We start from the raw sequence: 12,037 nt of genomic DNA, 5'->3' as shown, positions 1-12,037 counted from the left end.
CCATGGTCGCCCTCTACCGAACCGACTGGGGCAAGCTCTTCCGCGAACGCCTCGCCGCCAAGGGCAAACCCCCGATGCTCATCATCGGCGCCATGATGCGCAAGCTCCTCCACGTCAGCTACGGCGTCCTCAAGTCGGGCCAGACATTCCAGCCGGCGCTCCACGGGGCTTGACTGGGATAACAGTATCTACCGTCCGGGTATCTGCAAGTAGGTCGGGTTAGCCCGTCAGGGCGTAACCCGACACAACATCCTCGGCAATCAGCCGATCGTCCCCGGCTTGTTGCCCAGCATCGCGCGCAGGTTGGCGATGCGGGCGCGGGCGTCTTCCTTGCTCACCGGCTCGGCGGATTTGCGGTCGCTGCGGCGGATGCCTTCCATCCCCATCTCGTCGATGAAGCGTGAGGGGTCGCAGGTGCGCACCTCGCGGCCGGCCTTGCGGCGTTCGCAGTAGCTGATGGTGAGGCTGCGCTGGGCGCGGGTGATGCCCACGTACATCAGGCGCCGCTCTTCCTCGATCTTGTCCTCGTCGATGGAGCTCTGGTGGGGCAGCAGCCCCTCCTCCACGCCGACGAGAAACACGTGCTTGAACTCCAGCCCCTTGGAGGCATGCAGCGTGGCCAGCTGCACCTGATCCAGCTCCTCGTCGTCCTTGTCGAGCATGGTGATGAGGCTGATGGTCTGGATCATGTCGGTGAGGGTCTTGCCGTCCTCCTCGCCCTTGCGCACCAGCCAGCCGGTAAAGTCGCTCACGTTGCTCCACTTGGTCTCGGCCTCGCGGGGCTCGCAGCTTTCATACAGCCAGGCCTCGTAGCCGATGGCCTTCAGCAGGTCGTTGATCACCGGCCCGGCGGGCTCCCGCGGGGCGCGGTGGGTGATGCGGTTGATGAAGTGGCAGAACTCCCGCATCCCTTCCAGCTGGCGCGCGGCCACGTGCTCGACCACGCCCTCTTCAAAGACGGCGGTGAACAGGCTGATGTTGCGGTTGCTGGCGTAATGGCTGAGGGATTCGATGGTGGCGGCGCCAATGCCCCGGCGCGGCACGGTGATCGCCCGGATGAAGGCCAGGTCGTCGTCCTCGTTGGCGATCAGGCGCAGGTAGGCGCACAGGTCCTTGATCTCGGCGTTCTCGAAGAAGCTGCGCCCGCCGGAGATGGCGTAGGGGATCTTCTGGTTGCGCAGCTGCTGCTCGAACAGCCGCGCCTGGTGGTTGCCCCGGTAGAGGATGGCGTAATCCTTGAAGTGGGTGCGGTGCTCGAACTTGTGGGCCGAGAGCTTCATCACCACCGATTCGGCCTCGTGCTCCGGCGTCTGGCAGGCCACCACCGTCACCGGCTCGCCGGCGCCGTGCTCGGACCACAGCTTCTTGTCGAAGAGCTTCTCGTTGTTGGCGATCACCGTATTGGCGGCGTGCAGGATGCGCGTGGTGGAGCGGTAGTTCTGCTCCAGCTTGATGACCTTGAGGCTCGGAAAATCCACCGGCAGCTGGCGCAGGTTCTCGATGTCGGCGCCGCGCCAGGCGTAGATCGCCTGGTCGTCGTCGCCCACCGCAGTAAACGCCCCGCGCACGCCGGTGAGCAGCTTGAGCAGCCGGTACTGGGCGCGGTTGGTGTCCTGGTATTCATCCACCAGCAGGTAGCGCAGGCGGTTCTGCCAGCGCTCGCGCACCTCGGGGTGCTCGTCGAAGAGCTTCACCGGCAGGCGGATCAGGTCGTCAAAGTCCACGCCCTGGTAGGCGCGCAGGGTCTTGTCGTAATCCCGGTAGAGCAGCGCGGCGGCAGCCGAGACTTCATCGTTGGCGATGTGGGCGGCCTCGTTGGGCTCGACCAGCGCGTTCTTCCAGCTGGAGATCTGCCACTGCAGGGCCTTGGCGCGGTTCTTGTCGGTGTTGCCGGTCATCTCGGCGATGATCTGGGTGGTGTCGCCCGAATCGAGGATCGAGAACTGGGGCTTGAGGCCCAGCAGCTGGGCTTCCTGGCGCACGATGCGCACACCCAGGGCGTGGAAGGTGCACACCGTCAGCCCCTTCGCCGCCCGGCCGCCCATCAGCTTGGAGATGCGCTCCAGCATCTCTTTCGCAGCCTTGTTGGTGAAGGTGATCGCCGCGATGGCGTGGGGGTTGAAACCGCAGTCATTCACCAGATAGGCGATCTTCTGGGTGATCACCCGCGTCTTGCCCGAGCCCGCCCCGGCCAGCACCAGACAGGGGCCGTCCAGATAGTGGATGGCTTCGCGTTGGGGGGGGTTGAGCTGGAAGGACATGGCGGTGCAACGGGTGAAGCGGGGGAGGGCATTCTACCGCCACCGATTGATGTAAGCTCCCGCCACCATGTCTGTATTCACTCCCGTCACCGAATCCGAGCTCGCCGACTGGCTGCGCAACTACGCCATCGGCCGCCTCGAAAACCTGCAGGGCATCTCTGCCGGCGTGCAGAACAGCAACTTCTTCGTCACCACCAGCCTGGGCCGCTACGTGCTCACGCTGTTCGAGACGATGCCCCGGGCCGAGCTGCCCTTCTACCTGCACCTGATGGCCCACCTGGCCCGTCACGGCCTGCCCGTGCCCGCGCCGGTAGCCAACCGCGACAACGAATACCTGGGCACCCTCTCCGGCAAGCCGGCAGTGCTGGTGGCGCGGCTCTCCGGCAAGTCCGAGATGAACCCCGGCCCAGCCCACTGCCGGCGCATCGGCGCGATGATGGCCGGGCTGCATCTGGCCGGCGTCAATTTCGGCCGCAAGCAGGCCAACCCGCGCAACGCCGACTGGCGCCGCGACTGCGCCCAGCGGGTGCGCCCGCATCTTTCGGCCTACGAGCAGGCCGAGCTCGACGCCGAACTCGTCTTCCAGGCCGGCTTCGATCTGCGCAAGCTGCCCCAGGGCGTGATCCACGCCGATCTGTTCCGCGACAACGTGCTGTGGGACGGCGAGTTCGTCGGCGGGGTGATCGATTTCTACTTTGCCGGCGTCGATGCCCTGCTGTTCGACGTGGCGGTGACGGTGAACGACTGGTGCGCCGACGCCGACGGGCGCCTCGACCCTGTGCGCACCGCTGCGCTCCTCGAAGGCTATGCCGAATCGCGCCCGTTCACCGCCGCCGAGCGGGCCGCCTGGCCGGCGATGCTGCGCGCCGCGGCGCTGCGCTTCTGGCTGTCGCGGCTGGAGGATTTCCACCGTCCGCGGGCCGGCGAGATGGTGCTGGTGAAGGACCCGGGCGAATACCGGCGCATCCTCAACCAGCGCGCCACCGACACCGCGCTGCCGGCCCTGCCCGCATGAAATCCGGTCGCGATCCGATCGGCGGTTTGAACACCGCCGGCGATTTGGGCTAGCATTTCACTGCAACGCAACATGCTGATTTTTCGTCCCGTATTCCTGTTTTCCCCAACCCAGTCATGACCGAACCGGCCTCCCCGGCATCCCATCCGTACAGCAGCGCCCGGCATCCCCAGCCGCGCCACGTGTCCCCTGCCGAAAGCCTGGTGTGGCTGAAGGCCGGCTGGTCCTATTTCATGCAGAGCCCCGGCGTGTGGATCGCCATCGCGGTGATCTTCATCGTGATGCTCTTCGTGCTGGGGCTGGTGCCCCTGCTGGGCTGGGCGGTGGTGCTGATCGGCTTCCCGGTGATGGTCGCCGGCATGGTGATGGGCTGCCACGCCCTCGCCCAGGGCCAGCCCCTGCGGGTCGATCACCTCGCCGCGGGCCTCAAGGTGCATGCCGGCAACCTCGCCCTGGTGGGCGTGTTCTACCTGCTCGGCGGCCTCGTCGCCGGTTTCGTGTCGGTGGTGGTGGGCGGCGGCGCGCTGCTCACCGGCTACATCCTCGGCGCGCTGGCCGGCCTCGGGCTGGGCCTGGTGAGCGGCGTGGTGCTGGGCAGCGTGGTGTTCTCGGTGCTGTGGGTGCTGCTCATCACCGCGCTGTGGTTCGCCGCGCCGCTGGTGGTGCTGCGCGACACCCCGCCGCTCGATGCGATGAAGCTCTCGCTCACCGCGTGCTTCAACAACTTCGGGGCCTTCGTCGTCCTCGGGGTGCTGATCTACGTGCTGATCTGGGTGGCGATGCTCCCCGCCGGGCTGGGCGTGCTGGTGCTGATCCCGGTGCTCGCCGGCACCCTCTACGCCTCGTTCCAGGACGTCTTCGGCGAACGCCCGGCCCTGCCGCCGGCCGCGCAGCCCGAAGCCACGCCGGAGTAAGCCGGTGCAGGCGCGCACCCTTCCCGCCCGGCGCGGCTGGGCCTGGATCGTCGACGGCTTCGCGATCTGGAAACGCAACCCGGCCCTCATCACCTTCCTGGTGATGGCCTACTCCTTCATCCAGCTGGTGATGTTCATCGTCCCGTACATCGGGCCAATCGTCATCTCGCTCACCACGCCGGCCCTGGCGCTGGGCATCTACAACGGCTGCAAGGCCGTCGCCGAAGGCCGCAAGGTGGGGCCCGAGGTGATGTTCTCGGGCTTTCGCCAGCAGCTGCCCGAGCTCATCAAGATCGGCGGCATCAACTTCCTGTGCACCCTGGCCCTGGTCGGGCTGGCCGTGCTGATCGACGGCAGCATGGGCGACCGGATGGTGAACATCCTGCTCGGCAAGGCCGACGCCGGCGAGACCCTCTCGGAAAACCCGTCCTTCGGCCTCGCGGTGCTGATCGTGGTGGTCGGTTTCACGCCGCTGGCGATGGCCTACTGGTTCGCCCCGCTGCTGGCTGCCTGGGGCAAGGTGCCTGCCGTCAAGGCGCTGTTCTTCAGCTACGTGGCCTGCCTGCGCAACTGGCGCGCGTTCCTGGTGTACGGGCTGTGCCTGATGCTCGTCACCCAGGCGGTGAGCCTGGTGGTGGTGGTCCTCGACCTGGCCCTGCCCATCCTCGGCAGCCTCGCCGCCCTCGCCTTCCCGGTGGTCTTCATGCCGGTGGTTTTTGCCAGCCTTTACGCCAACACCACCGACGTGTTCGGCAAGATCACCCCGGATGAGCAGGACTGACCCCGCAGGCCCGCTGGGCCTGTTCGGCGGCACCTTCGACCCGATCCACCTGGGCCACCTGCGCCTCGCCGAAACCGCCCGCGAGGCGCTGGGCCTGGCGCGCGTGCGCCTGATCCCCGCCGGCCAGCCTCCCCACCGTGCCACGCCCGGCGCGAGCGGCAACCACCGGCTGGCGATGGCCCGCCTCGCCACCGCCGACAACCCGGCCTTCGAGGTCGATGCCGCCGAAGTCACCGCCGCCCAGGCCAGCTTCACCATCCTGACCCTCGAACGCCTGCGCGCCGAACTCGGCCCCGCGCGGCCGCTGGTGCTGCTGCTGGGCGTGGATGCCTTCCTCGGCCTGCCCACCTGGCGGCGCTGGACGGAGCTCCTGGATTTCGCCCACCTGGCCGTGGCCAACCGCCCCGGCTACACCCTAGACGCCGCGCAAATGCCCCCGGCGCTGGCCGACCTCGTCGCCCGTTGCAAGGCCAGCCCGGCCGCCCTCGGCGCAGCCCCGGCCGGCGCCATCGTGCCCTTCGAAATGACTCCCCTGGCAATCTCGGCCACCGACATCCGCGCCCGCGCGGCTGCCGGGCTGAGCCTGCGTTATTTGCTCCCCCCGCCGGTTGTTGACTATATTTCCCGGCATCAACTCTATCTCTGACTCAATGGACATCACCCAACTCGAACAGCTCGTCGTTTCCGCCCTTGAAGACATCAAGGCCAAGGACATCCAGGTCATCGACACCACGCGCATCAGCGCCCTCTTCGAGCGCGTCGTGATCGCCAGCGGCGACTCCAACCGCCAGACCCGCGCCCTCGCCCGCAGCGTGGCCGACAAGGCCCGCGAAGCCGGCATCCAGATCATCGGCATCGAAGGCGAAGGCAGCGGCGAATGGGTGCTGGTCGACCTCGGCGCCATCGTCGTGCACATCATGCAGCCGGCCGTACGCAGCTACTACAACCTCGAGGAACTGTGGGCCGCCACGCCCGCACGCCCGCGCCGCGCCGCCTGAGCGCCCCATGAAGCTGCTGCTGGTTGCTGTCGGCACACGCATGCCCGCGTGGGTCGACACCGCCTTCGACGACTTCGCCAAGCGCATGCCCCGCGAGCTGCCCATCCAGCTCGTCGAGGTGAAGGCCGAGCCGCGCACCACCGGCAAGACGGTCGAAGCCATGATGGCCGCCGAAGCCGCCCGCATCGAAGCCGCCCTCCCGCCCCGCTGCCGGCGGCTGATCCTCGACGAACGGGGCGAGGATCTCACCTCCAAGGCCCTCGCCAGACGGCTCGAACGCTGGCAGGACGGGGGCGACGACGTGGCCCTCATCATCGGCGGGCCGGACGGCCTCGACCCCGCCCTCAAGGCCACCGCCCACGAGACGATGCGCCTGTCCAGCCTCACCCTGCCCCACGCCCTCGTCCGGGTGATGCTCGCCGAGGCACTCTACCGGGCCTGGAGCGTCCTCAAGAACCACCCCTACCACCGGGAGTGACGGGGCGCACGTGAAGCGCCACGCCGGGTGCCCGCGCGGCCCTGTTTCGCTTTATGCTTCCGGTTGGTCCGGAACCGCTTTTGCATAAGGCGCAAGGCCGTCCGGCCGGGCATCCTGCCGTTCATCCTTCACGCATTGCCGCCCCATGATCTACCTCGCCTCCAACAGCCCCCGCCGGCGCGAACTGCTGCAGCAGATCCACGTTCACTTCGAGCCCCTGCTGTTCCGCGGCCCCGGTCGCAACGATCACGACATCGCCGAAGACGTGCTCCCCGGCGAGGATGCCGTCACCTACGTGCAGCGCGTCGCCAACGCCAAGGCTACCGGCGGCATCCAGCGCATGCGCTGGCGCGAGCTGCCCCAGCGCCTGCTGCTGGCCGCCGACACCACCCTCGAGCTTGATGGCGAGATCATCGGCAAGCCCGACGACGGCGAGCACGCCGTGGCGATCCTGCAGCGCCTGTCGGGCCGCGTCCATCGGGTGCTCACCGCGGTGGTGGTGAGCGATGGCCTGCGCTTCGAGACACGGCTGTCCACCAGCGAGGTACGTTTCCGCCCCCTGTCTGAAGACGAGATCCGCTACTACGTGGCCACCGGCGAAGCCGACGACAAGGCCGGCGCCTACGGCATCCAGGGTCGCGCCGCGCTGTTCATCGAGGAGATCCGCGGCAGCTACACCGGCATCATGGGCCTGCCGCTCTTCGAGACCGGCGCCCTGCTGCAGGAATTCGGCTATTCTCTGTGACCGCCAGCCGGCACGCCTGACGAGGAGACAAACCCACAACCGGGGCGCCATGACGCCCCATCGGACAAGCGCCCGCGCCCGCCGCAGGACGAGTGGCGATCGGTGAAGGCCCGGCCCAGCCCGGCCCTCACCCATCACCATTTGCACCCGCCATCATGTCCGACGAATACCTCATCAACTTCACCCCCCAGGAAACCCGCGTCGCCCTCATGCAGCAGGGCGTCGTCCAGGAAGTCCACGTCGAGCGCACCGCCAGCCGCGGCATCGTCGGCAACATCTATCTGGGCAAGGTCGTGCGCGTGCTGCCCGGCATGCAGTCGGCCTTCATGGACGTGGGCCTTGAGCGCACCGCCTTCCTCCACGTGGCCGACATCTGGACCGACCGCCACGCCGGCGACGCCCTGCGGCCCATCGAGCGCATCCTCGCCGAAGGCCAGAACCTCATGGTGCAGGTGCTGAAAGATCCGATCGGCACCAAGGGCGCGCGGCTGTCCACCCAGATATCCATCGCCGGCCGGATGCTGGTCTACCTGCCCCAGGACAAGCACATCGGCATCTCCCAGCGGATCGGCGACGAAGCCGGCCGGGAAGCCCTGCGCGAGCGGGTCAGCCGCCTGCTACCGCCCGACGAGAAGGGCGGCTACATCGTGCGCACGATGGCCGAATACGCCACCGACGAGGAACTCGCCGCCGACATCGCCTACCTGCGCAAGCTGTGGGCCGAGATCCGCAACCGCACCGTCGGCGCCTTCCCGCCCACCGTGCTGTACCAGGATCTCAACCTCGCCCAGCGGGTGCTGCGCGATTTCGTCACCGACGCCACCTCGCGCATCGTGGCCGACTCCCGCGAGAACTTCCAGAAGCTGATGGCCTTCGCCAGCGAGTACATGCCCCAGGTGGCGCCGCTCCTCGACCACTACACCGGCGAGCGGCCGCTGTTCGACCTGCACGGCGTCGAAGCCGAGATCGAGAAGGCCCTGGCCCGGCGGGTGGATCTCAAATCCGGCGGCTACCTCATCATCGACCAGACCGAGGCGATGACCACCGTCGACGTGAACACCGGCGGCTTCGTCGGCGCCCGCAACTTCGACGACACCATCTTCAAGACCAACCTCGAGGCCGCCCAGTCCATCGCCCGCCAGCTGCGCCTGCGCAACCTGGGCGGCATCATCATCGTCGACTTCATCGACATGGAGAGCGCCGAACACCGGGCCGCCGTGCTCGACGAGTTCCGCAAGGCGCTGTCCCGCGACCACACCAAGATGACGGTCAATGGCTTCACGTCGCTGGGCCTCGTCGAGATGACCCGCAAGCGCACCCGGGAATCCCTCGCCCACCTGCTGTGCGAGCCCTGTCCCACCTGTAACGGCCGGGGCGAGGTCAAGACCGCCCGCACCGTGGCCTACGAGATCCTCCGCGAGCTGCTGCGTGAAGCCCGCCAGTTCAACGCCAAGGAATTCCGCGTGCTCGCCTCGCCCATCGTCATCGACCTCTTCCTGGAAGAAGAATCCCAGTCGCTGGCGATGCTCTCCGACTTCATCGACAAGACGATCTCCCTGCACCCCGAGGCCAGCTACGGCCAGGAGCAGTTCGACATCGTGCTGCTTTGAAGCAAACCCGACAATGCCGATGAAATAACCGCACCAATACAGTGCAATCCCAGTATTGGTGCGGTTTTCGGCGGTTTTGCGCCCCCTGTTGGGGCATCCAAAAAATCAATCGCCAAACGATTGACGCTGCAATCCACGCACCCGCAGAATCGCGCGCCCCGACTCCCGCAGGTGACACGAGATGCAGACGCGCAACACCCTCCAGACCCCGACCAGCCTCACCCCCGGCGCCCTGCGCCTCGGCCCCGACCACGGCTACGCCTTTGACGGCGACCAGGTGCAGCTCAACGCCGAACTCCTCGGCAACGCTGCCGGCAACTGGGCCCTCCAGCTGTGGGCCTGCGATGCGCCCTTCGACGGCCAGCCCGTGCGCGGCACCAAGGTGGCCGAAGTGGCGGTCGGTGGTGATGAAGCCCGGGTCAGCGCCAGCGTCCCCGCCTTTCCGCCCGCCGGTCACGCCCAACACGCCATGGTGCTGGTGCTCGCCGACGGCCACGACGGCAGCGTCCACGACTTCGCCAACTTCCCGCTCCCCGAGCAGTTCGCCCAGCCCCGCATCCAGGGCAGCGCGGGCTTCACCCTCGGCGACAGCCAGGTGCACATCACCATCGACGGCATCGACAACCCCCGCGCCGCCGACAACCTGAGCGGCAGCCTCGTCGCCGAGCTGTGGGCCCTGCCCGCCCCCTTCGGCGAGCGTGGCAACACCGACGGCGTGCAGCTCGCCGGCGTCTTCCTGGGCAGCCTGGCCGGCCAGCAGGGCTGGCAGCACCTCGCCTTCGACCTGCCCCTGGCCGCCCGCCCGGCCGGCAGCTGGCACGTCGCCCTGCTGCTGCGCGAATGGACCGCCGCCGGCTACGTGACCCGCGACTTCACCGACTTCCCGCTGCCCGTCAGCTGGGCCGCCGAAGCCGCGCCGGTTGCCGAAGTCGAGCCTGCCGCCCCCGCCACGCCGGCCAAGAAGCCCGCCGCGAAGAAGGCCGCCCCGAAAGCCGCCCCCAAGGCCGAAACCGGCAAGGTGTCGATCAACACCGCCAGCGAAGCCGAGCTCGCCGCCGTCAAGGGCCTGCCCAAGGCCGTTGCCGCGGCCATCGTCGCCGCCCGCCCCTTCAAGCAGGTGGATGATCTGCTGGCCGTCAAGGGCGTTGGCGCCAAGCTCCTCGACAAGCTGAAGGGCAGCCTCGCCCTGTAAGCCGCAGCCGCCTCACCCCGCCGTCGGGTTCGCGCCCGGCGGCGCCCACAGCATCGCCCCCGTCGTCTCCACCAGACACAGCCACACCCGCACGTCGAACTCCAGCTGGTGATAGGCCGGCTCGATCCGGCAGCACAGCTGGTAGAAGGCCTTGTCGTGCTCCGGCTCCTTCAGGTGAGCCAGCTCGTGGGCGACGATCATCCGCAGGAATTCCTCCGGCGCCTCGCGGAACAGGTTGGCGATGCGGATCTCCCGCTTGATCCGCAGCTTGCCCCCCTGCACCCGCGCCACCCGCGTGTGGGTGCCCAGCGCGTTGTGGATGCTCTGCAGCTTCCCGTCCCAGGCCACCTTGGATAGCGGCGGCGCGTTGCGCAGGAAGCGCGCCTTCAGCTCCCCCACGAAGTCGTACAGCGCGCCGTCATTGCGCACCCCGTGGGGCCGGGGGTACTTGTCCCGCAGGATGTCGCCCAGCTCGCCCCGGGCCAGCACCTCGCCCACCTGGGTGACGAGGTGCGCCGGATACCCGGCGAGATATTTCAGGTGAGGAGCGGGCAGCATGGCGCGACGGACACAAAGGGAATGGAGCGCGATTCTACCCCCCGCGACACCGGGGTTTGATCTGGCGCAATGCCCCGTGCGAGGCTTGGGAGTAAGTTACTGACTATAGAGTCATTAATTTTTCCGACGGAGGATGACATGCTCGAAACCGTCGTCGAAAGCCACAGCAAACCCGGCCATCCCACCCCGGCGCGGGTGCTCCTCACCCTCGCCCTGCTGCTTCCCCTCTTCCCGCCCCCGCTCCCCGCCGTCGAAACCCTCGCCGACGCCTGGCGTGACGCCCTCGCCGTGGACAGCCGCCTGCGCGCTGCCGACGCCGAATCCGACGCCGCCCGCGCCACCCGCGAAGCCGCCCGGGCCCTGGCCCTGCCCCGCGCCACCGCCAGCAGCCGCTACACCGTGCTCAGCAACGAGCCCGCCGCGCGCATCGACTTTCCGGCGATCCCCGGCATCGCGCTGCCCAGCCAGATGCCGCTGCAGGAGCGCAGCTACGCCACCCACGCCCTGCAGGCCACGCTGCCGCTCTACACCGGCGGGCGCATCGCCTCGGCGGTGGCCGCGGCCGAGACCGGCGTCGCCGCCAGCGGCTTCGAGCGCACCCGCAGCGAGCAAGCCGTAAAGCTCGACGTGGCCGAGGCCTACCTCAACGTGCTGCGCGCCCGCCGCGCCCTGCGGGCCGCCGAACACCACCTGGCCGCCCTCGACGCCCACGCCGCCGACGTGGCCGAGCTGGGCAAGCAGGGCCTCGTCGCCCGCAACGACATCCTCTCGGTGGCCGTCGCCCGGGCCGACGCCACCCAGCGCCTCACCCAGGCCGGCAACGCCGCCCAGCTGGCCGCCGCCGCCTACAACCGCCTGCTGCGCCGGCCGCTCGATGCGCCGGTCGATCTGACCGAACCGCCAATCGCCGACACCGCGCCCGGCGACATCGCCGCCCTCGCTGGCCGCGCCCGCAGCCAGCGCCCCGAGCTCGCCCTGCTCGGCGCCCAGGCGGATGTCACCGACCACGAAGCCGACCAGGCCCGCGCCGGGCTGCGGCCCCAGGTCGGGCTGTCGGCCGCCGCGGTGCATGAGGACAACCGCTACCGCGTCCGCCAGGACGTGGCCCAGCTCGCCGTCGGCGTCGAGTGGCAGCTCTTCGACGGTGGCCTGCTGCGCCACCAGGCCGACGCCGCCCGGGCCCGGGCCCGGGCCGCCCGCGAACGCCAGACCGACGCCGGCACGCTGATCGAGCTCGAAGTGCGGCGCGAATGGCTCGCCACCGACGAAGCCGCCCGCCGCCTCGCCACCACCGAAACCGCCGTCGGCCAGGCCGACGAGAACCTGCGCGTGGCCCGCGACCGCTACCGCAACGGCGTCGGCACCCACACCGAAGTGCTCGACGCCGAAGCCCTGCGCAGCCTCACCGACTACAACCACCTGAACGCCCTCTACGACCTCCACCTGGCCCGCCTGCGGCTCAGGAAGGCCGTCGGCGAATTGTGA

12 protein-coding genes and 1 pseudogene are annotated in these 12,037 nt (G+C 68.8%); 11 read left to right on the top strand and 2 right to left on the bottom strand.

What is annotated here, in order from left to right:
* Window positions 1–173: pseudogene (locus GH681_RS23390) on the top strand (IS110 family transposase); the annotation flags it as partial.
* 87 nt (window positions 174–260) lie between these two features.
* Here GH681_RS23390 and GH681_RS20265 read toward each other — a convergent pair.
* Window positions 261–2,261, bottom strand: a complete 2,001-nt coding sequence (locus GH681_RS20265; protein ID WP_153163365.1) for a UvrD-helicase domain-containing protein — start codon at window positions 2,259–2,261, stop codon at window positions 261–263.
* 67 nt (window positions 2,262–2,328) lie between these two features.
* Here GH681_RS20265 and GH681_RS20260 point away from each other — a divergent pair, with 67 nt between their 5' ends.
* From GH681_RS20260 to GH681_RS20220, 9 genes are all read left to right on the top strand, one after another.
* Window positions 2,329–3,276: a homoserine kinase gene (locus GH681_RS20260; protein WP_153163364.1), complete on the top strand. Its 948-nt coding sequence runs from the start codon at window positions 2,329–2,331 to the stop codon at window positions 3,274–3,276.
* 116 nt (window positions 3,277–3,392) lie between these two features.
* The gene (locus GH681_RS20255; protein ID WP_228112004.1) at window positions 3,393–4,190 is read left to right on the top strand and encodes a BPSS1780 family membrane protein; all 798 of its coding nucleotides are present in this window, start codon (window positions 3,393–3,395) and stop codon (window positions 4,188–4,190) included.
* A gap of 4 nt (window positions 4,191–4,194) precedes the next feature.
* Window positions 4,195–4,971: a BPSS1780 family membrane protein gene (locus GH681_RS20250; RefSeq protein WP_153163363.1), complete on the top strand. Its 777-nt coding sequence runs from the start codon at window positions 4,195–4,197 to the stop codon at window positions 4,969–4,971.
* Window positions 4,958–5,617: a nicotinate-nucleotide adenylyltransferase gene (gene nadD / locus GH681_RS20245; RefSeq protein WP_153163362.1), complete on the top strand. Its 660-nt coding sequence runs from the start codon at window positions 4,958–4,960 to the stop codon at window positions 5,615–5,617. Before GH681_RS20250 ends, nadD begins: the two co-directional genes overlap by 14 nt.
* A 4-nt stretch (window positions 5,618–5,621) precedes the next feature.
* Entirely contained in the window at window positions 5,622–5,969 is a 348-nt protein-coding gene (gene rsfS / locus GH681_RS20240; protein ID WP_153163361.1) for a ribosome silencing factor, read from the top strand.
* A 7-nt stretch (window positions 5,970–5,976) separates the two neighbouring features.
* Window positions 5,977–6,447, top strand: a complete 471-nt coding sequence (gene rlmH / locus GH681_RS20235; RefSeq protein WP_153163360.1) for a 23S rRNA (pseudouridine(1915)-N(3))-methyltransferase RlmH — start codon at window positions 5,977–5,979, stop codon at window positions 6,445–6,447.
* 145 nt (window positions 6,448–6,592) lie between these two features.
* A complete protein-coding gene (locus GH681_RS20230; RefSeq protein WP_153163359.1) occupies window positions 6,593–7,192 on the top strand; it encodes a nucleoside triphosphate pyrophosphatase in 600 nt (199 codons plus the stop codon).
* Window positions 7,193–7,347: 155 nt separating this feature from the next.
* A complete protein-coding gene (gene rng / locus GH681_RS20225) occupies window positions 7,348–8,802 on the top strand; it encodes a ribonuclease G (RefSeq protein ID WP_153163358.1) in 1,455 nt (484 codons plus the stop codon).
* A gap of 181 nt (window positions 8,803–8,983) precedes the next feature.
* A complete protein-coding gene (locus tag GH681_RS20220; RefSeq protein ID WP_153163357.1) occupies window positions 8,984–9,994 on the top strand; it encodes a helix-hairpin-helix domain-containing protein in 1,011 nt (336 codons plus the stop codon).
* Window positions 9,995–10,006: 12 nt separating this feature from the next.
* Here the strand turns inward: GH681_RS20220 and GH681_RS20215 are convergent, their stop codons facing one another.
* Complete coding sequence (locus GH681_RS20215) at window positions 10,007–10,552, bottom strand: M48 family metallopeptidase (RefSeq protein ID WP_153163356.1); 546 nt, start codon at window positions 10,550–10,552, stop codon at window positions 10,007–10,009.
* 138 nt (window positions 10,553–10,690) lie between these two features.
* Here GH681_RS20215 and GH681_RS20210 point away from each other — a divergent pair, with 138 nt between their 5' ends.
* Complete coding sequence (locus GH681_RS20210) at window positions 10,691–12,037, top strand: TolC family protein (RefSeq protein WP_194271297.1); 1,347 nt, start codon at window positions 10,691–10,693, stop codon at window positions 12,035–12,037.

This window comes from Zoogloea sp. 1C4 (assembly GCF_009469605.1).
GTDB lineage: Bacteria > Pseudomonadota > Gammaproteobacteria > Burkholderiales > Rhodocyclaceae > Zoogloea > Zoogloea oryzae.
The sequence above is the reverse complement of the archived record's forward strand: the minus strand, read 5'-3'. Positions and strand labels throughout refer to the sequence as shown.